This is a genomic window from Pseudomonas sp. HN11 (genome assembly GCF_021390155.1).
Classification (GTDB): Bacteria; Pseudomonadota; Gammaproteobacteria; order Pseudomonadales; family Pseudomonadaceae; genus Aquipseudomonas.
Map to the genome: position 1 here is coordinate 2,253,491 of NZ_CP089985.1, position 24,238 is coordinate 2,277,728.

Below are 24,238 nucleotides of genomic sequence, written 5' to 3' on the forward strand. Positions count from 1 at the left end.
AAGTGACTACTTGGCGATCATGGACGCGCCCAGCTCGGCTTTTTCGCGCTGACGCTTGCGCCCGACCACCAAAACCATGACGCCGGCCAATGTGCAGAGGGCTGCCAGTGGCATGAGCGCCAGGGCATAACTGCCGGTTGCATCATGGATCGCACCGTAGGCATTCACCATCAGACCGCCACCGATCAGGTTGGCCATCGCGCCGACTGCCGCGAGCCCTGCGGCGGCGGTGGAGGATGACAGCCAGCCGGAAACCAGTGCCCAGAATGGGCCTTTCATCGAGTATGCGCCGACCAGAACCATGGTGAGCATAATGACGGTCGCGATCAGCGAGGAGGTGAACAGCGTCATGAGCAACCCGGCTGCGATCAGCAACATGGTCGCTGCCGTGTGCCAGCGACGCTCCCCGGTGCGATCGGAACTGCGTCCCCAAACGATCATGAGTACCGAGGCGATACCATAGGGAATGGCGTTCACCAGGCCAATCTCCAGGGAACTCAACCCGAAGGTCTTGAGCAACTGAGGGGCCCATACACTCATGGTGCTGCCAGCGGCGGACGCGCCCGAGTAAATCAGTGCGAGCACCCAGATGTCTTTATGGCGCAGCAGCTTCCACAAGGAGATATGCCCGATTGCCGTTTTTTTCGAGGCTTCTTCAGTCAGGCGTTTAGCCAGCCAGTTGCGTTGTTCATCAGTGAGCCACTTGGCTTGCTCGGGGCGATCCGTCAGCACGAACAGGCAGGCAAGCCCCAGCAATACAGCGGGTATGCCTTCCAGAATGAATAACCAATGCCACCCGCGCATCCCCATCCAGCCATCCAGGCTGAGCAACAGGCCGGACAGTGGCGAGCCAATGAAGTTGGCGGCGGGAATAGCCACCATGAAGATCGCGACCATCCGTGCACGATAAGCGGCGGGCAGCCAGTAGGTGAGGTAAAGGAGTACGCCGGGGAAGAAGCCCGCCTCGGCGGCGCCGAGCAGAAAGCGCATCACATAAAGTGAATGGGCGCCCTGCACGAACGCTGTGCCCGCGGAGATGAGCCCCCACGTGATCATGATTCTGGCGATCCAGATACGCGCGCCATATTTTTGCATGGCCAGGTTACTGGGTACTTCGAGGAGAAAATAAGCAACGAAGAACAAGCTGCTCGCGAAACCAAAGACTTTCGCCGTCAGGCCCAGGTCTCCGTTCATCTGCAGCGAAGCCATGCCGATATTGCCGCGGTCAATGATCGCGATCAAATAGCAGATGATCAGAAAGGGCAGGATGCGCCAGGCGACCCTGTGCATCGTACTGCGCTCTAGCTCGCTTATGGGGGAAGTTGCTGTAGTCATGAGGCTCTCCGATTGTTATTTTTTCTGGAGTGTCGCGTTTCATTTTGAGCTTCCCGTTTTTCAGGGAAGGCAGTGGGTATCACTCCACGGCTGAACAGAGATCGAATAGGTGTCGGTTGACAACGCAGCGAGGATCCAGAGCCTTGCCCGCCCACACATCGAAAATCTGTTGAAGCGCAACGAGGCCTACACGGTCCCGCGCCTCGGAGGTATTTGCGCCGATGTGGGGTGTGGCCACGAGTGTCGGCAGGCCCCAGAGTGGGCTGTCGGCAGGGGGCGGCTCCGGATTGAAGGTGTCCAGGCCGGCGCCGGCTATCTTGCGTTCGCTCAATGCCTCGACCAGTGCCCCGGTATCGATCAACTCGCCCCGGGCGGTGTTGATCAGGATGCTGCCCGGGCGCATGCGCGCCAGCTGTGCAGCCCCGATCAGATTGTGGTTGGAGTCGGTCAGCGGGCAATGCAGGCTGATGATATCGCTCTCGGCCAGGAGTCGATCGAAATCGTCCTCGCGCTCCACGTGAGCGCGTTGCGGTAGCTGCTTCAGGTAGGGGTCGTAGACCTTTACCTTCATGTTCAAGGGGGCAACCAGGTCCATCAGGATGCTGCCGATCGAGCCCAAGCCAACCAGTCCGAGCGTCTTTCCAAACAATTCAATGCCGTTCGCCGAGGACTTGTCCCAGTGACCGTCGCGCATGCGTGCGTCCAGCAAGGCGGTCTGGCGCGCCACGCTGAACATCAGCGCGAAGGCGAGTTCGGCCACGGACTGCGCGTTGGCGCCGGCGGCGATGCTGACCGGAATGCCATGGTCTGCGGCCGCCTGAATATCAATGGTGTTGTAACCCACGCCGTGCTTGGCAATGGATTTGAGGTTGGAGGACGCCTCAATCATGTCACGGGTCAATTGCCCTTGGCGGACAATGATTGCATCGGGTTGCTCCGCGCGGATTATCGCTTCCAGCTCTTCAGAAGAAAGGTAGGGAATTGTGGGGATTACTCTGACGCCTTGGCTCGCGGCCAGGTTCATGGCGTCAGCGGCGAGTTCGGGCCCGGTAAGCAGGATGGTTCGGGACATGACAGGTACCTTGTTTTTATGGTTGTGGCTGACGATCCAAGAGGATGCACTGCGGTGGGTTAACACTACCATATTGAAATGGCGTTGCAATATTGATTAGTAAAATGCGTCGATGTGCTGATTGGTAGCATTGATTCAGTGTTGATTTTAAATAAATGAAATGTAATTCTGAAATTAGGGTTGGCTGCTTGGCCAACGATTGTGAATAAATTCAATAAAACAACGTCAATAGAGGTGGGTCGCATGAGCATCGGATTCAGGGTTTTGGAGCGTGCGCGCAAGGTCGATGCCGAGTGGGTCGCCCGTTACCGGGAAGTTCCAGTGGCGAATGTCAGTGACTCAATGAACCGCATGACCGCCGGTGGCGCCAAGCTGCGTCCGATGCATCATGCCGGTGTGCTGGCTGGCCCGGCGCTCACGGTCAAGGCCCGTCCGGGCGACAACCTCATGCTGCATTACGCACTGGATATTGCGGAGCCGGGAGATGTGGTGGTCGTCGATGCGGGGGGCGATCTGTCCAATGCCTTGATCGGCGAAATGATGGTTGCCTACGCCATCAAGCGCGGTGTCGCGGGTATCGTTATCAATGGCGCGATTCGAGATTCGGCAGTCATCGGCGCGGATGATTTTCCCTTGTTCGCGGCCGGCATTTCACATCGCGGCCCTTACAAGGATGGCCCGGGTGAGATCAACGTGCCCATTGCGATCGATGGTATGGTGATTGAGCCCGGTGATCTGATTATTGGCGATGATGACGGCCTCTTGTGTGTGCCATTCGATCAAGTCGGCGAAGTCTATGGGCGTGCGGCCGCCAAGCATGCCGCCGAGAGCAAGCAGATGGAGCAGATTGCTCTGGGCACCAACGACCGTACCTGGGTGCTGGAATCGCTGAAGAAAAAAGGTTGCCTGCTGCCGTAATGTGCCATTGATGCGGGCGGGGCGAGCATTACTGTTAATTGTCAATCAGGAGCAATGACTTGCCTGAGCCCCTCACGACGCATCGTAGTCAGTGGCCCGCATCCGTGAGGGCGCTGGCACATCGCAATTTTCAAATCTATTTTGCAGGGCAAGCCGTTTCCACCCTGGGCAAGTGGGTTCAACAAGTCGCGTTGTCGTGGTTGACCTATCACCTGACAGGCTCGGCGGTGCTGCTCGGCGCCATTACCTTCCTCAGCCTGGCGCCTCAGTTGCTGATTGGCCCTTTGGCAGGAGCCTGGACGGATAGGCACGACAAGCGTCGCCTGCTGATTATTGTTCAGACCGTCCTCGCTCTGCAGTCCCTGGCATTAGCGATTCTCGCCTATGGGCAGTGGATGAACGGCTTGACCATTGCGCTCATGGCGTTGCTGCTCGGGTTGCTCAATGCCGTAGAGACTCCGCTTCGTCAGGCGTTGATCGCAAGCTTTGTCCCTGATCCCGCCGACCTGCCCAACGCCCTCGTACTTAACGCCATGTTAATCAATGCGGCTCGCTTTATCGGACCACCGCTGGCCGGTGCCCTGATTGCCTTGGCGGGGGAGGCGGGCTGTTTTTTACTGACCGCCGTGGCGTTTCTGTGTCTGTTGATAGGGCTTATGAAAGTGCGCGTGACGCCAAGCCCAAGAGCCACTGGCTCAACAGGAGAAGTGTTTCGAGAGGGCGTACGTTATCTCTGGAGAACGCTTGAAGTCCGGCGGTTGATGGTCAGTGTCGTGATCATCAACCTTCTCGCGTCGTGCTACACCGCATTGCTGCCCATTTTGGCCAAGACAGTTTATGCGGGGGATGCTCGCACGCTTGGGTGGCTGTGGGGCGCAGCGGGCGGCGGGGCTTTCCTGGCAACCATTGTGCTGGCCGTAAGCGGTTCAGCATCGAGCTTGCAGCGTTTCATTTTGGCTGGAGCGGTGTTATGCGCAATAGGCTTGCTTGGGCTGGCTATGCCTATCCACCTGATGTTGGCGTTACTGTGTTTGGCAGTCCTCGGGTTTGGTATCACCGTGAGTAATGTGAGCAGTAATATGCAACTGCAAAGTGGGGCGCCCAGCGCGCTTCGCGGACGCGTTATCGCGTTCTACATCGCATTGCGCTTCGGCTTCGAGGCCATTGGGGGGCTGTTTGCAGGGCTGATTGCGGCTCAACTGGGGGCGCCTTTGATGCTTGGGTTAGCGGGTGGATTGTTGTTAATGATCGTTATTGCTCGTGAAATTTCCAATCGTGGGTAAAGTGCGCCCTATGGACGGTCTGAAATAGAAGGACATTTTCCGACCTAAAAGCCGTCAGAGTACGGCTTTCCCCGGCGTGGCCGTCGCGGGATTCACGCAGCGTTGTGAAGTCCTGATTGCGGTAATCGATCATCTCGTCCGCGCCCAGGCCTTTCACCCGTTCAATGTTGAGCGCGTAAGCCGTGGCAATGACGTAGGCGCCGGCCGGATGAGTCCATTGCCCAGGCGTTGAACCAAATCACAACCGCGCTGGTGGCAACGCCTGGTTTTATGCCCATGTATTGGCCTCTCCCGAGGGGCGATGAGCGCCCGGGCAGGGACGTCAATACAAATCACAGGGTGATGAAGTCAGTCAGTTCCTCGGGGCGGCCCGTGGGAAACGCTTCTCTCAAATGGTCGAGAAATACCGAAACACGTGAGCTCAATAATCGCCTTGATGGATAGAGTGTCCACAGCGCAACTTCCGGTGCGTCCATATCTCCCCAATGCACCAACTTTCCGTCGAGAATATCCTGGTTTACCAGTGAAACAGGCAGGCGTGCGATCCCAACCCCTGTCCGCACCGCATCGCGGACCATGAATAGCGAAGAGAGACGCAGAACCGGTTCGACGTTTATCTGAGACTTGCCACTCGGTGTGGTGATAGCCCACACCGGGCCCTGGTCGCCGCGGCCTCGAACCACAGCCGGTACAGCCGCATCAGCCCCTGGACGAACAAGCGCCGGGCTCGCCACCACCACCAGTCTGTCACGCAGGAAAACACGGCCAATCAAATGCTCATCGGGCGCCGGATTAACCCGAATGATCAAGTCATAACCCTCCTCAATCATGTCTACGATTCGGTCCTCGGTGGTGACCTCCAGGCGCACCTCTGGATATTTGAGGGCAAACCCCGCAGCGAGCTTGCCCATTGCCGCCTGGGCGAAAAAGAGTGGCGCACTGATTCGAAGCGTGCCCCGTGGGCGCTCCCCACCTGAAGCAATGGCGGCCACGCTCTCGTCCAGTTCAGTCAACAGCGCCGCAGTTCTGTCGAACAGTACTCGCCCTTCCTCGGTGAGCTTGAGTGTTCGCGTGCCGCGTTCGAACAGGCGCAGTTCAAGGCTGCGCTCCAACTCCGCCACGCGGCGTGACAATGTCGCCTTCGGGCGTCCGCTGGCACGTGCGGCACGGCCAATCCCCCCATGGCGGGCAACAAGATTGAAATCGGCAAGCGCAAGTAGATCCATGGTTTCACCTATGAGGTGGTGGCGTGCATGGCTGCGGGCATTGCACAAACGTTCTAGCCGTTTATCCCGCTGTCCAGAATGATAAAGACGTGTTTCGGACTGTTCCACAAGTGGAACGCGCTGTCCAAATCTGACGACTATCGCGGTGTTTTGTAAACAGAGATAGTGAGGCTGTCATTCAAATCACTACGGAGAACTACCATGACCATCCTCGTTACTGGCGCAACCGGCCGAGTTGGCAGTCAAGTTGTTGAGCAACTCCTCAAACGCCATGCGGACGTACGCGTCCTCGTTCGGGATCCCTCGAAGGCTGATTTTCCTGAGCAAGTGGAGGTTGTACAGGGTGAAATGCTGGACATCGACTCGCTGCGCCGCGCGTTCAAAGGTGTTTCCAGCTTCTTCCTACTCAATGCAGTGGCCGCAGACGAATTTACCCAGGCGCTGTTGGCGCTGAACATCGCTCGAGAGTCGGGCGTGGAACGGGTTGTGTACCTCTCGGTGCTGCATGCCGACCGTTTCGTGAATGTGCCGCACTTCGCGGTCAAGTCGGGCGCCGAGCGAATGATCGAGCAGATGGGCTTCAGTGCCACGATCCTGCGCCCGGCCTACTTCATCGACAACGAAGTGATGGTCAAGGATGCCATGTTCGACTACGGCGTCTACCCGATGCCAATCGGCGGCAAGGGCATCGCCATGGTCGACGCCCGTGACATCGCCGAAGTGGCGGCCATCGAGCTGGTACGCCGCGACCGGGCGCCGGGCAAGCTGGCGCTCGAAACCATCAACCTGGTAGGCCCCGATACGCTGACCGGTTCCGATATCGCCGCGATCTGGACCGAGGTGCTGGGACGCCCGGTCAATTACGGCGGTGACGACCCGAGCGGCTTTGAGCAGACCGTGGCCAATTTCATGCCCAAGTGGATGGCCTACGAAATGCGCCTGATGGCCGAGCGTTATGTCAGCGACGGAATGATCCCCGAGGCTGGCGATGTCGAGCGCCTGACCAGGATCCTTGGACGCGACCTGCATAGCTATCGTGACTTTGCTACCCGACTGGCAGGCGCGATCTGAATAAGAACGGGCAGGGCGGTCATACATTGCCCTGCACCCCAGGCAACCTATGGGACCACTTACATGAAAACTGTATTGATTACCGGCTGCTCTTCGGGCTTCGGCCTGACCACCGCCAACTATTTCCTCGAACAAGGCTGGAAAGTTATCGCAACCATGCGCAGCCTCGACGAGCGCGTTTTGACGGCTTCCGAGCACCTGCGTGTGCTGGTGCTGGATGTGACCGACCCGGCCAGCATTGAGCAGGCGATAGACGCCGCAGGGCCGATCGATGTGCTGGTTAACAATGCCGGGATCGGCCTGTTGGGCGCCGTCGAAGGTACCCCGATGCACACGGCCCGCGAGCTTTTCGAAACCAATACATTGGGCACCATCGCCATGATCCAGGCCGTGCTGCCGCAGTTTCGCGAGCGCAAAGCCGGGGTGATCGTCAACGTAACGTCCACTGTGACGCTGATGTCGTTACCCCTGCTCAGCGTTTACACCGCAACCAAGGCGGCCGTGAATGCGTTCACCGAATCCCTGGCGCTGGAGCTCGAGCCGTTCGGTATACGGGCCAGGCTGGTCTTGCCGGGACGTGCGCCTGGGACTGACTTCGCTAAAAAGGCGCAGCCTCGCATGCAGCACAGTATTCCACCCGCCTATGAGGGCCTGGCGCAGCAAGTATTTGCCCAATGGTCAACCTCCACCGTAGTGACGCACGCCCAGGACGTCGCCGAGGCAGTATGGCGTGCAGCCGTTGATCCAAGCGCGCCGATGCGCATCGCAGCCGGCGAAGACGCCGTCGAGTTGATGAAAGAGCAATCATCAGTCGCTTAGATAGGGCTCAGAAAAAACAGAAAGGAGCAGCCAATGTTCGATACCAAAGTCGCAATTATCGTCCGCAATGACTTGCAGATCTGGCAGCGCTTGAACGTCGTCGCGTTTCTTGCAAGCGGCATTGCTTCGGCGGCTCCCGAGGCCATTGGCGACACTTATGTCGATGCCAATGGCCACGTCTATGGAAAGATGCTGGGGCAGCCGATGCTCATATTCGAAGCCGATCTGGTGGGGATCCAGGCTGCCCATCGCATCGCATTGGCGCGTGATATCACGGTTGTGCCGTATGTGTTTGCCATGTTTTCAACCGGCCATGATGAAGCGAACCGTGAGGCATTTCTCGCAGAAGACCCCCAACATCTGAACCTGGTGGGGATAGGTATTCGAGGACCAAAGAAGGCTGTGGAAAAAGCGACCAAGGGCTTATTGCTTCATGCGTGACAGGGTTGAGACCCAGTCGCGCAGTTGAAACTTAAACCGATCCAACCGCCGATGATTCTTCAATCGCCTGCGCCCAACGCTGCCGCGAATGCCTCGGGAGTGGGGCTTTCCGGCCAGGTTGCGAGAGTGGCAGGCAAGCTCAGCCACGGCTGTTTGTGCTTGACCCAAATGTGCGCGACAGGGCTCAAGGCGGCGCGGTCGTCGAGCGTGCCCGCACGAAGAATCCAAAGTCCAGGCGCTGCCGAAGTGGTGTTGTAGATGCGCGTATGACAGCTCGCGCACAGATGGTGATGCGCGACCTGCCTTTGGTCCTGATAGCTATATTCGACAGTCGCCCCCTCCAGGACAAAAGCGTCCTTGGGCAGCATCGCATGCAGCGCAAAGCTGCTGCCGCTCCAGATTTGGCAAAACTGGCAATGACATGCATAGATGGCGACCTGTACGTCGCTGATAGAACGATAGGAAACGGCGCCGCAACGGCAACCACCGGCAATTTTCATGCGTGAAATCTCGTGTTTGGGCGACTGAATGATTGATGCAGCGCACCAATACGGGTAAAGCATGCACAAGTTTGCGCCTGATTAAAATTGATCAAACCTTTCTACCCGCTCGCAGGAAATGTATGAACCTCCCGCCACTTCAATGGGAAACCCAGCGGGTCTTCCTGGCTGTTCTTCGAACCGGAAGCCTGTCCGCGGCGGCACGAGCGCTGGGCATTGCCCAAGCCACCGCCAGACGACGTATCGACGCACTGGAGGGCAGCGTGGGAACGAGTTTGTTCGTGCGTTCGCCAGCGGGATTGATGCCCACGGACACCGCCCGAGAGTTGATTGGCCATGCGCAATCGATGGCATTGGCCGCCGAAGCGTTCGCTCGTGCGGCGTCCGCGCAGGCCAATGTGCCTGGCGGTACAGTGAGGGTCACTAGCAACCAGTTGCTGGGCGTGGAAGTGCTCCCTTCAATGCTGCGCGAGATCCGCGCCGCCCAGCCCCAGTTGGCGCTCGAACTGAGCGTGTCGAATCGCCTGGAAGACCTGGCATTGCAGGAGGCAGATGTGGCCGTACGCATTCGTCGGCCGGTCGAGGCCTCCGTTGTCACTCGGCATGTGGGTGATTTGCGCGTGGGTCTGTATGCGACGGCGGGGTTGCTCGAGTACCGAGGCCGGCCGCGATGCGCAAATGAATTAAGCGAATATCCGGTCATCGGTCCGGACCGCAACCTGGCGGAGCAGGCGTTCCTGGCACAACAAGGTTTTGCCTGTACAGGGGAGCACGCAGTGTTTCGCAGCGACGATCACCTGGCCCAGTTCGCAGCACTGCGCGCAGGGCTGGGCATCGGCGTGTGCTCGAGCCAACTGGCGCGCCGTCATGACCTGGTGCGCGTGCTGCCCGAGCAGGTGGACTTCCCGGTGGACGTCTGGGTCGCGATGCACCAAGACTTGAAGCGGGTGCGACGTGTCTCGCTGGTATTTGATGCACTTTCGCAATCGCTGTCAGAGTTCTTAACCGATGCCTGGCTGGATAGTTGAGTGCCCGCCAAGCCCGAACTGAAAGTGAGTGAGATCAGACTGGGCATCTGTTTCAGACATACCCCGTCGAATACGCATAAGGCCCTGATAAGCGTCAGTGCGTTTTGCCTCGGGGCTGTCGTTCGCCTTTAAGGTACCGCGCTGCCTGACTAAGTGACGTGGCAGTCACCGGCACCCAGCCGGTAACTGCGACATCAGATCCGAACGTTTGGATCAAGCCGCAGGCCTGACCCGGAAAGCCAGGAAAACCGGCCCCCCTGGAAACGTGCTGACCTCCAGTTCATCCAGTGGGTTGAGAGTACGTGTGCGGTTTCCCGCATTGCTGTAAAGCGTGTGGCCGCTCGATGCGGCGATGCTGATCTTGCCGGCTGCCGCCTGGATCAACGTCGCCCTGAAGCCTTCGGTCACATCATCGCCGATTGTCAGCGTGACATCCGTATTGCTGATGACCAGAATCGACTTGCCTGAGTCCGCCATGGTCAGGGCTCTGCTGCCCGTGATCGAGATATTGGTATGCACATGGCCCCCGGCGTGATAACTGACCATCCGGGGATCGGCAAAGACGCGGGCGAATGCCCCGACATAGTTGACGCTGGCGCGCATGTCATCGAACTGTTCCACCACGTAGGTGCCAATGCTGCCGGTATCCGCTGCGTCGACGTCCAGCGCCCATTTGCGGCCTACCAAGAGTCCGATCTGGGTATTGTCACGTACACCTGCACGGACTTCTTCGAGAAACAGCGTACCGACCTGGCGCCCGCCGTTGCCTTGGGCATAGGTCAATCGTGCAATGGAGTGGCTGTCACCTGTCGGGCTGCCCTGGGAGGTGTTAACGCGGTAGTCGACGCAATCCGCCGAGACGATGGTGGTCGTCGTATTGCTGTCAGGCGCCCAAGTGAAATCCAGGGCTCGGCCGGTTTTAGCTTGCTCGAATGAGATGGTAGGTTGCGAGGTGGCGGTAGAACTTGACTGCTTCAAATCGTCGCTCATGATGCTCATCCTTAAGTTGTTTAGCTGTACATAAATACAGTAGTCAGGATTTTTTTCTTCGTGCGGTTTTGCCGACGAACTGCACTCATGCATGGGGGCGTGTAGAGTGACCGGCAATTCCCCGGCAAAGGTGACCCAAGGATGTCGAAACCCGCAAAACCGCAAGGCAAGAGCCAGGACACAGGCTGGCGTGGCTCGGTCGATGTGTGGCTGGATGCCGCTTACGCGGCCCTGAAAGAATCCGGCATCGATGCCGTGCGCGTGATGCCCCTGGCCAAGCAGCTTGGTCTGTCGCGCACCAGTTTCTATTGGTTTTTCGAGGACCGGGAGCAATTGCTATCGGCCTTGCTGAGCCGTTGGCGCGACAAGAACACCGGCAACCTGGTGTACCAGTGCGAGCGCTATGCCGAGAGTATTTGCGAAGCCATTCTCAACGTCTTCGAGTGCTGGTTGAACCCGGAGCTGTTCGACTCGCAATTCGAATTTGCCGTGCGCAGTTGGGCGATGCAGTCGGCAGAGGTCGCGGCAGAAATCGCGTTGGCCGATGAGACCCGTATCAACGTCTTGACCGGGATGTTTCGACGTTTTGGCTACGATGAAGAGGCCGCCGATGTGCGGGCCCGCACCATCTACTTGACGCAGATCGGCTATATCTCGATGAACACAGACGAGGACGTGGTGGTACGGTTCCGGCGTATTCCCCAATACGTCAGCGTGTTCACCGGCAAGGCCTTGAAGCGGCGCGAACTGGACCGCTTCTATGGGGCGTTTGGCTACGCTGAAACCACGCCGGGGGTGTTTGAGGCTTTTTAGAGGTCTTTGACCAGGCGCAACGCATCGTAAATCGCCGCATGAGTATTGCGCGCCGCCACCGCATCACCGATTCTGAACAGCTGGAATCGACCCTCTCGGTTGGTCACGATGTTCTGCGCGTTCCCGGCGATCAAGTCGTGCTGCTCGACCGCGCCGCCATTGCTGGAATGCGCGCGCAGGTCGAAATACAGGTCATCCAGGGGAAGCGTGCCGTGGTTCACCACCACCTGGTCGACCACCCGCTGCTTGTGCACCGTGCCATAGTCACTGCTGAAAGTGGCAACTAGCCGACCGTCGCGTTTCTCCACCGTCTCGACCCGGTACGTCACTGTGAACGTCACATCCAGGTCCTGCAAGCTGCGCATGTAAGGCACCAGGTTCATGGCCATGACTTCCGGGGCGAACGCGCGGTCCGGGGTGACGATTTCGACGCTGGCACCACTTTGCGCAATCACCTCGGCGGCTTGCAGCGCGGCATGGTCGCCGGCGTCGTCGAAGATCAACACATGGCGCCCCGGTTTGACGTCGCCTGAAATGATGTCCCAGGTCGACACCACCAGTTCATTGCCCTCGGCCAGCACATCGGTATGGGGCATGCCGCCGGTGGCGACGATCACTACGTCCGGCTCATGGGCCAGCACGGTCTCGGCTTCGGCCCAGGTGTTGAAGTGGAATTTCACGCCAAGGCGTTCGCATTGGGCCATGCGCCAGTCGATGATGCCGATCATCTCGCGGCGTCGCTCGCTCAAGGCGGTCAGGCGGATTTGCCCGCCGGGTTGGTCTGCCGCCTCCAGCACCGTCACATCATGCCCGCGCTCGCCGGCAACCCTTGCGGCTTCCAGACCGGCCGGGCCCGTGCCGATGATCAGCACCTTGCGCTTGCGCGCAGCCTTGGGGATGTCATGGGGCATGCTGGTTTCACGGCCGGTCGCCGCGTTGTGGATGCAGTAGGCGGCGCCCCCCTGGTAGATGCGGTCCAGGCAGTAGTTGGCGCCGACGCAAGGCCGGATGTCTTCTTCACGCCGCTCGATGATCTTGCGCACAATATGCGGGTCGGTCATGTGGGCGCGGGTCATGCCGACCATGTCCACCTTGCCCGACGCGATGGCGTAGCGCGCGGTGGCGACGTCCGGGATTTTCGCCGCATGGAAGGTGGGAAAACCGGTGGAGGCGCGAATCTCGCCGGCAAAATCCAGGTGCGGCGAGTTGCGCATGCCCTGGATCGGAATCACATCCGTCAGGCCCGCGTCGGTATCGATATGCCCGCGCACCACGTTGAGGAAGTCCACCAGCCCGCTGTCCTTGAGCATGTGCGACACCTGCAGGCCTTCGCTGGCGGTGAACCCGCCCGGCAGCGCTTCGTCGCCGGTGTAGCGCACGCCCAGCAGGAAGTCTTCACCGACGCGCTGGCGAATCCCGCGCAAGACATCGAAGGTAAACCGCATGCGGTTCTCCAGGGAGCCACCGTAAGGGCCATCGAGGTCGTTGGTCAGTGGTGACCAGAACTGGTCCATCAAATGGCCGTAGGCTTGTAGCTCCAGGCCGTCCAGCCCGGCTGCTTTCATGCGGTCGGCGGCGTCGACGTAGTCTTTGATGATCCGCTCGATGTCCCAGTCTTCCATCTGCTTCGGGAAGGAGCGGTGTGACGCTTCGCGACGGTGCGACGGCGAGACCACCGGTAGCCAGTCGGCTTTGTCCCAGCGTGTGCGGCGACCCAGGTGTGTCAGCTGGATCATCACCGCCGCGCCGTGTTCGTGACACTCTTCGGTCAGGTCCTTCAACCAACCGACTACTTCATCTTTGTACGCCAGCACGTTGTTGAACACCGGCGGGCTGTCCCGCGATACCGCCGCGGAGCCTGCGGTCATGGTCAAGGCCACACCGGCCTTGGCGCGTTCGACGTGATAGGCGCGGTACAACGCCTGCGGCATGCCGTCCACCGGGTAGGCCGGTTCGTGGGCCGTGGTCATGATCCGGTTGCGCAGGGTCAGGTGTTTGATTTTGTACGGCTGCAGCAGGGGATCGCTGGACATTATTGTGTGCTCCGTAGTGGGCATCATCAGGCTCGGCGATTTGAAATTAGGGTAAATGTACATATGTGTCAATAATTGACGACATGCATGTACATTTTGATCGCGACGCTCTGAAGGCGTCGCTGAGATCGCCTTAACCCCTGGGAGGACGCCTGATGAATGCCTTGCAGGAACACCTCAAGCGCGACAAGTGGTCATTGGCAGGCGCGGGAAAGCACGGCGAACAAGGCACGCTTTGAGGGGATGTCCAATCCGGCGCTGGTTTCCAACACCCGGTAAGCCTGCTTATTCCTGCGGCTTGAACATCGGCAATCGCGCCAGCATCCAGTTCAACAGCTCCTGCGCAGGGGCGGCCAAGGGGCGGGCGGCCTTCACCAGCAATTTGGCTTCCACCCCCAGCAGCAGGGGGTGATCAATCAGCACCGACGCCAACTCGCCATTTTCGATTTCCCGGGAGGCCGCGAACTCCCCGGCCAGTGAGGCAAAGTCGCCATTGGCAACCAGACGCTTGAGCGCCGCCAACGAATTGCTGACCAGAATCGGGCGCACCTGGATCTTCTCGGCATACTCAAGCAGGGTGATGGCATGCCCGATGCCGAAGGTAGTCGGCGTGAGTACCAGCGGGCATTCGAGCACATCCTGCACGGTTGCCATGCTGCCGCGCACGGCCAACGGGTGATCGGGACGCACCAGCAACATCACCGGCTGCAAGGAGGCGGCGCGAAAATCGATGTGCGGGTGTGCAGGCGGGTTGTACGCCAGGCCGATGTGCGCACGGTTTTCGGCAACCTCGTCGAGCACATCCACCACCGGCAAGATATCCAACGTGACTTCAAGCTTGGGGTACTGCTTGCAGAAGGGCGCGAGCACATTGTCCACCAGCACATCCACATACCCTTCACTGATCACCACGCGCACATGGCCTTGCTGCAAGCCCTTGATCGCTTGCAACTGGTCTTCGAGTTTCTCCTGGTGTGAACGATAGCCGCGCCAGAACTCGAGCAAATGCGCCGCCGCCTCGGTCGGTTGCACACCACGGGCCTGGCGTTCGAATAGCTTGGCGCCCAACTCTTCCTCCAGCAGTTTGATCTGGCGGGTAATCACCGAGGGCGAGGTGTTGATGCTGTCCGCCGCACCTCGAATGGAACCGTGCATCAGCACTTCATGAAAGTAGCGCAGGCGTTGCTGATTGATCTCTCGCATAAGGGTTACCGTCGTAAAGGTTGCGTTGCCTGTAGGGCAACACTGCGCGAACTTAGTTGCTCTTGCTGGTGATGATGGGCCGGCGCACCATGGATTGGCAAGCCCGCAGCACCCACAAGAATAACGGGAGATACGTATGCCAAACGCACTGGCGCCGACATCCAACGAGGCCATTTCTGCCCTCTATCACAAGCTCAACTGGCGGCTGCTGCCCCTGTTGTTTATCGGTTACGTCTTCGCCTACCTGGACCGTATCAACGTCGGTTTCGCCAAGCTGCAGATGCAAAGCGACCTGGGGCTGTCCGATGCGGCCTACGGTGCCGGTGCCGGGATTTTCTTCATCGGCTACGTGCTGTTCGAACTGCCCAGCACCCTGATGCTGCCGCGCATCGGCGCGCGCAAAACCTTCAGCCGCATTCTCGTGCTGTGGGGCATCACCTCCGCTTGCATGCTGTTTGTGCGCGACGTGCCGACGTTTTATGCCATGCGCTTTTTGCTGGGCGTGTTCGAAGCCGGTTTTGCACCGGGCATGATCTATTACCTGTCCCGCTGGTACGGCCCGAATCGCATGGCGCGGGCGATTGCCATCGTGTTTATCGCCGGGCCCATGGGCGGCATCCTGGGTGGCCCGATATCCGCGTGGCTGATCACCACCTTTGCCGGCGTGGGTGGCCTGGCCGGGTGGCAATGGATGTTCCTGATCGAAGGTTTGCCCTGTGTGTTTCTCGGCGTGCTCATGTATTTCGTGCTGTGTGATCGGCCCGCGGATGCGCCGTGGCTGAACGCCGCCGAAAAGCACTTGCTGGAAACCGAACTGGGTACGGCGAGCGCCCGCAGCCATTCGTTTCGTTCCGTATTGCGCGACCCCAAGCTATATGTCCTGGCGTCGGCGTACTTCTGCATCATCTTCTCGATCTACGCCATGAGCTTCTGGCTGCCCGCCGTCATCAGAGCCCTGGGCGTCAACGACACCCAGCAGTTGGGCTGGTACGCCGCGCTGCCTTATGTTGGCGCGGCGCTGGGGATGTACTGGATCGGGCGGCGTTCGGATCGCCTGGGGGAACGACGTTTGCACTGTGCCATTCCCGCCGCCACCGGTGCGGTCCTGCTGATCTTCTATCCCTTGGCAGGCGGCAACCTGCTGGTGTCGATGGCACTGCTGATCCTGTCGATCAGCATGATGTTCATGGCTTACACCGTGTTATGGGCGATGCCCTCCGAGCACATCAAGGGTGATGCGGCCGCAGGCGGCATCGCACTGATCAACACCATCGGGTTGTCCGGTGGCTTCTGGGGCCCGGCCATGATCGGTTGGGCCAAAACCGCCACCGGCAGTCTCGACACGGGGCTCGTTGCGGTGGGCTGCGTGTTCCTGTGCGCAGCCTTCGTGATCATCGCGACCAAACCGCGTATACGCACCGGCTCGGCAGGCGAGTACAGCGCGGGCTGAGCAGCCCGCAGTCATTGAAAAATACGAGGAACTCATCATGCTTTTATACCTGTCGACCTGGGTCGAGATCGGCCAATTCCTTGAGCGCAGCCGCACCATCGTGATTCCGATCGGCTCCAACGAGCAGCACGGTCCCACCGGTTTGTTGGGCACCGATTGGATGTGCCCAGAGATCATTGCGTGCCAGGCACAAAAGAGCGCCGATATCCTGATCGGGCCGACCTTCAACATCGGCATGGCCCAGCACCACATCGGCTTTCCCGGCACCATCTCGCTGCGCCCGTCGACCTTCATTGCTGCCATCGGCGACTGGGTGCACTCGCTGGCGGCCCACGGCTTTGAAAAAATCCTGTTTCTCAATGGCCATGGCGGCAACGTCGCCTCCATTGAGGCCGCGTTCTCCGAGCTGTACGCCGAGGCCAGTTTCGCCCGGCGCCCGGCTGGGTTTGCACTGAAGTTATGCAACTGGTGGGATCTGGAAGGCGTCGGCGAGCTGGCCAAGGAACAGTTCCCCACCGGGCACGGTATTCATGCCACGCCGTCCGAGATTGCGGTGACCCAGTGGGCCTACCCGGAGTCGATCAAAACCGCCGAGTACTCGCCGCAGGTCGCACCTTGGGGACCGATTCGCGAAGCCTTCGATTTTCGCGCACGCCATGTGGACGGACGCATGGGTTCAGACCCGGCGCAGGCCAGCCCGGACAAGGGTCGCGAGTTGGTGATGATGGCCGCGCAAGGCTTGATTCAGGAGGTCGAGGCGTTCAGTCGCGAGCCGTGGCCAGCAGGTTACCGCGCGGGTGGATTGATGAATTTCACATAGATCCGCTCAGGATCGTGGTCGTCAAGGTTCTCGATCTGCCCGCTCGGCACGAACCCGGCCTTTGCAAACAGCGCCTGAGAAGCGGTGTTCGACGCATTGGTCGAAGTGAACAGCTTGGGCGTCTTGCACGCGGCCTCTGCCGCCGCCAGCAACCGCAGCGCCACCCCTTGACGTTGATGTGTCGGCGACACGACCACCAGCGCTACAAAACCATGATCGAAAAAGTCATGGGTCAGCACCAGGTACCCTGTGCAATATCCGGCGGTGTCGAGGGCGACCAGGCATTGTTGGCGAATCACGGCATCGTGGATGAACACGCGACGATGGGTGTGGGCCGTTGCGTAGATGTCCAGTTCGATCAGGGCGCGCACGTCTTCGGGTGTGGCTTGGCGGATGGGGCCTGTCGCGTTGCTGCTGTCATGGGGCATAGGGAGCGTCCTGCCGGTGTGGGAGTACGGCTTAGGCCGAGACTACTCCATGGGTGACTGGCCTGGAAAGACCCTACCTTTCCAGGGTTGCCCTCTGGCATTTGCCCAACCCAATGTCGATATCAGACCAATCCACGCCGCTCCCAGGCTATTTTTGATGAAGTCAGGCCGCGTAAGGTGACCCATCATTAAGAAATGATGATCGCCTGACTCTTCAGTCAGTACGCCCTAACGTCGATCACCGAGAACAACAAAAACAATGAATAGCCTGAGTTCCAACGATTCGAACGGCCAGTTGGCGCAAGGCTTCAAGCCGCGTCATGTGACCATGCTTTCCATCGCGGGCATTATCGGCGCGGGGTTATTTGTCGGTTCCGGGCATGCGATTGCGGCGGCGGGGCCGGCAGTGCTGCTGGCCTATTTGTTCTCCGGCACGCTGGTGGTGCTGGTCATGCGCATGCTGGGGGAGATGGCGGTCGCCAACCCCGATACCGGGTCTTTTTCGACCTACGCCGACCAGGCCATCGGCCGCTGGGCCGGCTTCACCATTGGTTGGTTGTACTGGTGGTTCTGGGTGCTGGTGATCCCCATCGAGGCCCTGGCCGCCGGGCATATCCTCAACCAATGGTTCCCGCAGATCGACGCTTGGCTGTTTGCCTTGTTGTCGATTTTCTTGTTGGTGGTCACCAATCTGTTCAGCGTGTCCAAGTACGGCGAGTTCGAGTTCTGGTTCGCCATGGCCAAGGTGATCGCGATCATTGGTTTCATCGGCCTGGGGTTCGCGGTGCTGATGGGCTGGATTCCCGAGCGCGAGGTGAGCGGGTTAAGCCGGCTGATGGAGGAGCATGGTGGCTTCGCGCCCAACGGGCTATCGGCGGTGGTCGGCGCTTTCATCACCATCATGTTCAGTTTTATCGGCACTGAGGCGGTCACCATCGCGGCGGCCGAGTCCAGCAACCCGGCGCAGAACATTGCCCGGGCCACGCGCTCGGTGATGTGGCGCATCGGTGTGTTCTACCTGTTGTCGATCTTCGTGGTGATTTCCGTGGTGCCGTGGAATGACCCGTTGTTGGCCTCGGTAGGCTCTTATCAGCGCGCACTGGAACTGATGAACATTCCCCACGCCAAGCTGCTGGTGGATGTAGTGGTGCTGATCGCGGTGGCCAGTTGCATGAATTCCTCGATCTACATTGCCTCGCGCATGCTGTTTTCCTTGGGCAAGCGCGGGGACGCACCCAAACTGATGAAGAAGACCTCGGCGGCCAGTGTGCCGCGGGCGGCGGTGATCGCCAGCACGATCTTGGGCGCAGGGGTGACCCTGTTCAGCTACTTTGCGCCGGCCGGGTTGTTCCAATTCCTGCTCGCCAGTTCGGGCGCCATCGCCTTGCTGGTGTATCTGGTGATCGCCGTGTCCCAGCTGCGCATGCGCAAGATCCTGCGTCAGCGCAACGTCACGCTGACCTTCCAGATGTGGCTGTTTCCCTGGCTGACTTGGCTGGTGATTGTGTTCATCTGTGCTGCCTTGACGGTGATGTTGGTCACGCCTGAGCATCGTTTTGAAGTGTCATCGACCATCGGCCTGGCCCTGATGATTTCTCTGATCGGGTTGCTCACCGCGCGGCAGCCCGAACGCACGCAAAAATCAATGGCCGCAGTCTCACCGCCATGAGTGGCCGCCCCGTTAGCAGCATCGTGTTCGTGCTGCTGGACCAGTTCACGCTGATGTCACTGGCCTCGGCGGTCGAGCCCTTGCGCATGGCCAACCAGTTGTCGGGCCAGGAGCTTTACAAATGGCACACTGCGAGCCCGGATGGCAACCCCGTGTGGGCCAGTGACGGCGTGCCCATCACGCCGGACGCTTCGATATTCGGCGTGCCGCCCGCCGACATTGTGATTGTGTGTGGCGGCATCGGCATCCAGGGCACTGTGACCGGCGAACTGGTCAAGTGGCTACGCGGCCAGGCGCGTTATTCCAAGCGACTGGGCGGTATCTGTACCGGTAGCTTTGTGTTGGCGCGGGCCGGCTTGCTGGACGGCTATGAGTGCAGCGTGCATTGGGAATGGTTGGCGGCCATGCAGGAGGCCTTTCCACGGGTGACCGTCAGTTCCAGCCTGTTTACTCTCGACCGCGACCGTCTCACCAGCTCGGGCGGGACGGCGCCCCTGGACATGATGCTGCACCTGATCGGCCGTGATCACGGGCATGAGCTGTCGGCGGCGATTTCCGATATGTTTGTCTACGAACGGATCCGCAACGAGCAGGACCATCAGCGCGTCCCCCTCAAGCACATGCTCGGCACCCAGCAACCCAAGTTGCAGGAAATCGTGGCATTGATGGAGGCCAACCTGGAAGAGCCGATCAACCTGGATGAGCTGGCCGCATATGTCGCGTTGTCGCGTCGCCAGCTTGAGCGCATGTTCCAGAAATACCTGCACTGTTCGCCGTCGCGCTACTACCTCAGACTGCGTTTGATCCGGGCGCGGCAATTGCTCAAGCAAACGCCCATTTCCATCGTGGAATTGGCCGTGCTTTGCGGTTTTGTATCCACGCCGCACTTCTCCAAGTGCTACCGCGAATACTTCGGCGTGCCGCCCAGCGATGAGCGTTCAGTCAACGACAGCGAACGAACTACCGTGTTCAAGCCGGTGCTGCACGTGTTGCCTACCCCCGCGCCCATGAATGTGTTGGAACAGGCGCGGGGCGAGGCAACGTTTGCCAGCGTGAAGAACCTTAAGTCTTGAACTCAGCGCATATGCAGGATGATCGGGCTGCTGCTCGCCGGGTCGGTATGCCCGCGCAGCTTGCCCACCGCCTTGGCGTCAACCGCGCCGCCGTTGTTGCCCCAGGTGCTGCGCACGTAACTGAGTACTTCGGCGATTTCCGGGTCGGACAGTTGCTCGCGGAACGCCGGCATGCGGTAGGCATCCGGCACGCCGGCGGCTACCACGCGTTGCGAGCCGTTGAGGGTGATGTTGATCGCCGAGGCGCTTTCCTTCGCCAGTGCCGAGGTGGCACCGGCCAGGGGCGGCATCCACTCAGGCTGGCCCTTGCCGTCGAGGCCATGGCAGGAGGCGCAGCGGGTGGCGTAGGTGTGGGCGCCGGGAGCGTCTTGAACCGCCGCCACCGCCTGATATTGCCAGGGCGCGCCGTCGCGCTGCGGGTCGCCGGGCAATGACTTGAGATAACGGGCGATGGCCGCCAGGTCGTCGTCCTGCATGAACTGCGTGGAATTGTTGAAGGCCTCGGTCATCGAACCGTAGACCACCGCATGGGCGTTGCGCCCGGTCTTGAGGAACTGCACGATCTGCGGCTCGCTCCAGCGGCCCAACCCGGTGTTGGGGTCCTGGCGCAGGCTGGGTGCGTACCAGCCGTCGAGCAGGGCGCCAGCGAGGAACGGCGCGCCGGATTCATCCAGGGCTTTTTCGTTGAAGGCCAGGCCGCGTGGCGTATGGCAACTGCCGCAGTGACCGGGGCCTTGGACGATGTAGGCGCCGCGGTTCCACAGTGCATCCTGGTTGGTTTTGGCCGCGTAGGTGGCCGTCGGTGCGAACACGCCGTTCCATAGTGCGATGGGCCAGCGCATATTCAGCGGCCATGGAATATCACTGGGGATATTCGGTTGGTTGGCCGGTTTTACGCCCTGCATGAAAAACGCGTACAGCGCTTTTATGTCGTCATCGCTGAGTTTTACATAGGACGGATAGGGCATGGCCGGGTACAACCGACGGCCGCCCGGTGCCACGCCATGGCGCACCGCACGGTCGAAGTCGGCCAGGCTGTAAGTGCCGATCCCCGTCTGCTTATCCGGCGTAATGTTGGTGGCGTGAATCGCCCCCAACGGCGTGGCCATTTCCAGGCCTCCGGCAAACGGCGCCTTGCCGGCCAGGCTGTGGCAGGCCACGCAATCGCTGAGGCGGGCGACATACTCGCCGCGGCTGACCAAGGCGGGTTCGAAGGTGACACCCGCCTGTTGCTGTTCGAACGGCGTAGCCGGTTCACGGGTGACGTACCAGGCCAGCAGGCCTGCGGCGACCAGGCAGGGCAGCGCCAGCCAGCCTGCGGTTCTTACGAATCGACGGTTGTTCATGGGCGTTTCCTGAAGGTCAGCTGAAAGTGTGTCGGCTCAAGGGTAGGCTGCGCACGCGCTGGCCTGTCAACTGCGCCACCGCATTGGCCACGGCCGGAGCCACGGCGGGCAGCGGCGGCTCGCCGATACCGCCCATCTTTTCGCCACTTTCAACTATCCGCACATGCACCCGCGCCATCTGCGCTGGCGTCAGGATTGGATACAGGTCGTAGTTACGCGCCCGTGGCTTGCCATCTACGTACACCGCTTCCTCCAGCAAGGTCTGGGACAAGCCCAACGCCACCGCGCCATTGACCTGGGCCTCGACAATCGCCGGGTTGACGATGCTGCCGGGGTCAATGGCTTGCCAGATATCGTGCACCTTGACCTTGCCATGCTCGATGGACACTTCAGCGATCGCTGCCGTGTGGGAACCGAACGGCGAGGCCATGGCCACGCCGCGCGCGCGTCGGGTGCCGTCTTCGGCGGTGAAGGGGCCGCGTTTCCAGCCACCGGAAAGCTCACCTGCTGCTTGCAGCAAGGTGGTCAGCCGGGCGTTGTCGCGCAACAGGTGCAGGCGTAATTCGTACGGATCATGCCCGCCCTTGTCCGCCAGCTCGTCGAGGAACGACTCGTAGAAAAAGTCGTTGAGCGAATTGCCCACCGAGCGCCAGTAACCGAGCATGGGCGCGCCTTTGACGTAGATCTGCGCGATGCGTTTGTTGGGGATGGCGTAGGACTTGCCCGACAACCCTTCAAGGGCCGTGGGGTCGATTTTATCGCCCTGTTTGCCGGCGAGGGCTTCGGTCGGGCCTTCGGTCGCGCTGACGGCTTCGATGGCATGCGGGAAGCCTTTGTCATCCAGTGCGGCGCGGAACTTGACCACGGCCACCGGGCGCAGCACATCACGTAGAAACTCTTCTTCGCGACTCCAGATCAACTTGATCGGACGGCCCACGGCTTTGGCCAATGCAATAGCCTGAGGGTAAGGGTTGGCCGAGTCGTACAAGAAGTGCCGGCCGAAAAAACCACCCAGTAACGGCGAGTGCAGGGTGATTTGTGCGGGATCGAGGCCGGTGCGCTTGGCGATGTCGGTGCGGAACATGTCCGGCGCCTGGTTGGGCAGCCAGATTTCCAGGGTGCCATCAGGGTTGAAGCGTGCCAGGGCTGACGGCGGCTCCAGTTGGCCGTGGTTGAGGTATTGGTTGTGATACGTCGCCTCAAGCTGAGTCTTGCCACCTTTGAGCGCGGCGGCGACGTCACCTTCGTTTTCGTCGTCACGGGCCGGGCCTTGCTGGGCAGCGAGGAACTCGAAGTGCTTGTCGCTGGAGAAGTCCGCCGGCATCACGCGCAGTGCCGAATCAGCCGCCGCCTCCTGCCAATCGACCTGGATGGCTTCCACCGCACGCTTGGCGTGCCACCAACGCTCAGCCACCACCGCCACCGCGCCGGGCAGCACGTGCACCGAATGCACGCCTTTCATGCCTTCGACCTGAGGCTGGTTGCGCAGGCTGCCCACGGTCATACCCAGGCGTGGCGCATGTTGTACCGCCGCGTGGAGCATGTTGTCGACTTTCAGGTCGATGCTGTAGAGCGCCTTGCCGGTGGATTTGTCGTAGGCGTCCAGGCGCTTGACCGGCTTGCCGATCCAGCGGAACTGGCTCGGGTCGCGCAGGGTGATACTGGCGGGATCGGGTACGGGCATGTCGAGGGCGCTGCTGGCCAGTTCGCCATAACCCAGCGAACGGCCGGAAGCTGCGTGTACGACTCGGCCAGGCTGGGTGGTCAATTCGCCAACCGGCACGCCCAATTGTTTGGCACCGGCCTGCAGCAGCATCGCGCGGGCCAGGGCACCAAGGCGACGCATGGTCGGGTAGCTCATGCGCACCGACATGCTGCCGCCGGTGATGCGCATACCGTTCTCCATCACCACATAGGCTTCGCCGGGCGGAGCGGCTTCGACGATGAACGTCGCGGGATCGGCATCCAGTTCTTCGCCGACGATCTGCGCCATGGCGGTGTGGGTGCCTTGTCCGCCTTCCATGAACGGGCTGAGCAGGCGCACTGTGCCGTCCGGGCGAATCTCCAGGAAAGCCGGCACCTGGGTGCCGCGTTCAGCAGCGGTGGCGGCTTGCACCCGGCCCGAGCCCAGTGGCAGGCCAAAACCAATCACCAGCGCGCCCACCGCCGTGCTCGCCAGAAAGCGGCGGCGCGACAGGTTGACCGGTGCATCAAGCAGTTCGTTGAGAGTACTCATCAAGCGCCCTCCTGTTTGGCCAGGGCGTCGACGGCCGCATGGATAGCGTTATAGGTGCCGCAGCGGCACAGGTTGATCATGGCCGCATCGATCTGCGCCTTGCTGGGCGCCGGGGTGTGCTTGAGCAGCGCAGTGGCCGCCATGACCTGCCCGGACTGGCAATACCCGCATTGCGCCACCTGATGCTCGACCCAGGTCGCGACCACGCGCTTGCCCACCTCATCGGTTTCAATCGCTTCGATGGTGGTGATTTCACGCCCGACCACCCCGGCCACCGGGGTGACGCAGGAGCGCACCACATTGCCATCTACCAGTACCGAACATGCGCCGCACTGGGCCAGACCGCAGCCATACTTGGTGCCCGTGAGGCCCAAGTCGTCGCGGATCACCCACAGCAAGGGCGTGTCCGCATCGGCATCGACCTGATAGGCCTTTTGGTTGATTCGTAATTCCATGGCTCACCTGCTGATCAACGGGAGGTGCG

22 protein-coding genes are annotated in these 24,238 nt (G+C 60.4%); 11 read left to right on the forward strand and 11 right to left on the reverse strand.

Going from position 1 to position 24,238, the window contains the following annotated elements:
• Positions 1-6: 6 nt before the first annotated feature.
• Complete coding sequence (locus LVW35_RS10485) at positions 7-1,335, reverse strand: MFS transporter (protein WP_233895321.1); 1,329 nt, start codon at positions 1,333-1,335, stop codon at positions 7-9.
• 79 nt (positions 1,336-1,414) lie between these two features.
• Positions 1,415-2,407 carry a hydroxyacid dehydrogenase gene (locus LVW35_RS10490; protein ID WP_233895323.1) on the reverse strand — a complete coding sequence of 331 codons (993 nt, stop codon included), beginning with the start codon at positions 2,405-2,407 and terminating at the stop codon, positions 1,415-1,417.
• A gap of 243 nt (positions 2,408-2,650) precedes the next feature.
• Here LVW35_RS10490 and LVW35_RS10495 point away from each other — a divergent pair, with 243 nt between their 5' ends.
• Both LVW35_RS10495 and LVW35_RS10500 read left to right on the forward strand, forming a co-directional pair.
• Positions 2,651-3,325 (forward strand): RraA family protein, encoded by a 675-nt coding sequence (locus tag LVW35_RS10495; protein WP_233895325.1) that lies wholly within the window; start codon positions 2,651-2,653, stop codon positions 3,323-3,325.
• Between the two features lie 59 nt (positions 3,326-3,384).
• Complete coding sequence (locus LVW35_RS10500) at positions 3,385-4,608, forward strand: MFS transporter (RefSeq protein ID WP_233895327.1); 1,224 nt, start codon at positions 3,385-3,387, stop codon at positions 4,606-4,608.
• A 332-nt stretch (positions 4,609-4,940) separates the two neighbouring features.
• Here LVW35_RS10500 and LVW35_RS10505 read toward each other — a convergent pair whose 3' ends face one another.
• The gene (locus LVW35_RS10505; protein WP_233895328.1) at positions 4,941-5,834 is read right to left on the reverse strand and encodes a LysR family transcriptional regulator; all 894 of its coding nucleotides are present in this window, start codon (positions 5,832-5,834) and stop codon (positions 4,941-4,943) included.
• Between the two features lie 201 nt (positions 5,835-6,035).
• Here LVW35_RS10505 and LVW35_RS10510 point away from each other — a divergent pair, with 201 nt between their 5' ends.
• The 3 genes from LVW35_RS10510 (at position 6,036) to LVW35_RS10520 (ending at position 8,165) form a co-directional block, all read left to right on the forward strand.
• Complete coding sequence (locus LVW35_RS10510; RefSeq protein ID WP_233895329.1) at positions 6,036-6,905, forward strand: SDR family oxidoreductase; 870 nt, start codon at positions 6,036-6,038, stop codon at positions 6,903-6,905.
• Positions 6,906-6,968: 63 nt separating this feature from the next.
• Positions 6,969-7,724 (forward strand): SDR family oxidoreductase, encoded by a 756-nt coding sequence (locus LVW35_RS10515; RefSeq protein ID WP_233895330.1) that lies wholly within the window; start codon positions 6,969-6,971, stop codon positions 7,722-7,724.
• A gap of 33 nt (positions 7,725-7,757) precedes the next feature.
• Positions 7,758-8,165 (forward strand): DUF2000 domain-containing protein, encoded by a 408-nt coding sequence (locus LVW35_RS10520; RefSeq protein ID WP_233895331.1) that lies wholly within the window; start codon positions 7,758-7,760, stop codon positions 8,163-8,165.
• A 59-nt stretch (positions 8,166-8,224) separates the two neighbouring features.
• Here LVW35_RS10520 and LVW35_RS10525 read toward each other — a convergent pair whose 3' ends face one another.
• Positions 8,225-8,665 (reverse strand): GFA family protein, encoded by a 441-nt coding sequence (locus LVW35_RS10525; RefSeq protein ID WP_233895332.1) that lies wholly within the window; start codon positions 8,663-8,665, stop codon positions 8,225-8,227.
• A 122-nt stretch (positions 8,666-8,787) separates the two neighbouring features.
• Between LVW35_RS10525 and LVW35_RS10530 the strand changes: the two genes are divergently transcribed.
• Positions 8,788-9,693: a LysR family transcriptional regulator gene (locus tag LVW35_RS10530; RefSeq protein ID WP_233895333.1), complete on the forward strand. Its 906-nt coding sequence runs from the start codon at positions 8,788-8,790 to the stop codon at positions 9,691-9,693.
• Positions 9,694-9,906: 213 nt separating this feature from the next.
• On the opposite strand, the gene LVW35_RS10535 is transcribed toward LVW35_RS10530, so the two are convergent.
• Positions 9,907-10,683, reverse strand: a complete 777-nt coding sequence (locus LVW35_RS10535; RefSeq protein WP_233895334.1) for a hypothetical protein — start codon at positions 10,681-10,683, stop codon at positions 9,907-9,909.
• Positions 10,684-10,824: 141 nt separating this feature from the next.
• On the opposite strand from LVW35_RS10535, the gene LVW35_RS10540 reads away from it, so the two are divergent.
• Entirely contained in the window at positions 10,825-11,496 is a 672-nt protein-coding gene (locus tag LVW35_RS10540) for a TetR/AcrR family transcriptional regulator (RefSeq protein WP_233895336.1), read from the forward strand.
• Here LVW35_RS10540 and LVW35_RS10545 read toward each other — a convergent pair.
• Positions 11,493-13,529 carry an NADH:flavin oxidoreductase gene (locus LVW35_RS10545; RefSeq protein WP_233895338.1) on the reverse strand — a complete coding sequence of 679 codons (2,037 nt, stop codon included), beginning with the start codon at positions 13,527-13,529 and terminating at the stop codon, positions 11,493-11,495. The genes LVW35_RS10540 and LVW35_RS10545 overlap by 4 nt on opposite strands.
• Before the next feature lie 285 nt (positions 13,530-13,814).
• Complete coding sequence (locus LVW35_RS10550) at positions 13,815-14,732, reverse strand: LysR family transcriptional regulator (protein WP_233895340.1); 918 nt, start codon at positions 14,730-14,732, stop codon at positions 13,815-13,817.
• A gap of 136 nt (positions 14,733-14,868) precedes the next feature.
• On the opposite strand from LVW35_RS10550, the gene LVW35_RS10555 reads away from it, so the two are divergent.
• Both LVW35_RS10555 and LVW35_RS10560 read left to right on the forward strand, forming a co-directional pair.
• Complete coding sequence (locus LVW35_RS10555) at positions 14,869-16,182, forward strand: MFS transporter (protein ID WP_233895342.1); 1,314 nt, start codon at positions 14,869-14,871, stop codon at positions 16,180-16,182.
• A gap of 37 nt (positions 16,183-16,219) precedes the next feature.
• Positions 16,220-17,002 carry a creatininase family protein gene (locus tag LVW35_RS10560; protein WP_233895344.1) on the forward strand — a complete coding sequence of 261 codons (783 nt, stop codon included), beginning with the start codon at positions 16,220-16,222 and terminating at the stop codon, positions 17,000-17,002.
• On the opposite strand, the gene LVW35_RS10565 is transcribed toward LVW35_RS10560, so the two are convergent.
• Positions 16,969-17,430 (reverse strand): GNAT family N-acetyltransferase, encoded by a 462-nt coding sequence (locus LVW35_RS10565; protein ID WP_233895345.1) that lies wholly within the window; start codon positions 17,428-17,430, stop codon positions 16,969-16,971. The genes LVW35_RS10560 and LVW35_RS10565 overlap by 34 nt on opposite strands.
• A 259-nt stretch (positions 17,431-17,689) precedes the next feature.
• Between LVW35_RS10565 and gabP the strand changes: the two genes are divergently transcribed.
• Together gabP and LVW35_RS10575 are read left to right on the forward strand one after the other, a co-directional pair.
• Entirely contained in the window at positions 17,690-19,099 is a 1,410-nt protein-coding gene (gabP, locus tag LVW35_RS10570; protein WP_233895347.1) for a GABA permease, read from the forward strand.
• Positions 19,096-20,172, forward strand: coding sequence for a GlxA family transcriptional regulator (locus LVW35_RS10575; protein ID WP_233895348.1), 1,077 nt, complete (start codon positions 19,096-19,098; stop codon positions 20,170-20,172). The genes gabP and LVW35_RS10575 overlap by 4 nt, the downstream gene beginning before the upstream one ends.
• A 2-nt stretch (positions 20,173-20,174) precedes the next feature.
• Here LVW35_RS10575 and LVW35_RS10580 read toward each other — a convergent pair whose 3' ends face one another.
• Genes LVW35_RS10580 through LVW35_RS10590 form a run of 3 tightly spaced genes read right to left on the reverse strand, consistent with a single transcriptional unit; the run spans position 20,175 to position 24,209 of the window.
• Positions 20,175-21,518, reverse strand: coding sequence for a c-type cytochrome (locus LVW35_RS10580; protein ID WP_233895350.1), 1,344 nt, complete (start codon positions 21,516-21,518; stop codon positions 20,175-20,177).
• 16 nt (positions 21,519-21,534) lie between these two features.
• Positions 21,535-23,754, reverse strand: a complete 2,220-nt coding sequence (locus LVW35_RS10585) for a xanthine dehydrogenase family protein molybdopterin-binding subunit (protein WP_233895351.1) — start codon at positions 23,752-23,754, stop codon at positions 21,535-21,537.
• Positions 23,754-24,209 carry a (2Fe-2S)-binding protein gene (locus LVW35_RS10590; RefSeq protein WP_233895353.1) on the reverse strand — a complete coding sequence of 152 codons (456 nt, stop codon included), beginning with the start codon at positions 24,207-24,209 and terminating at the stop codon, positions 23,754-23,756. The genes LVW35_RS10585 and LVW35_RS10590 overlap by 1 nt, the downstream gene beginning before the upstream one ends.
• Positions 24,210-24,238 lie beyond the last annotated feature (29 nt).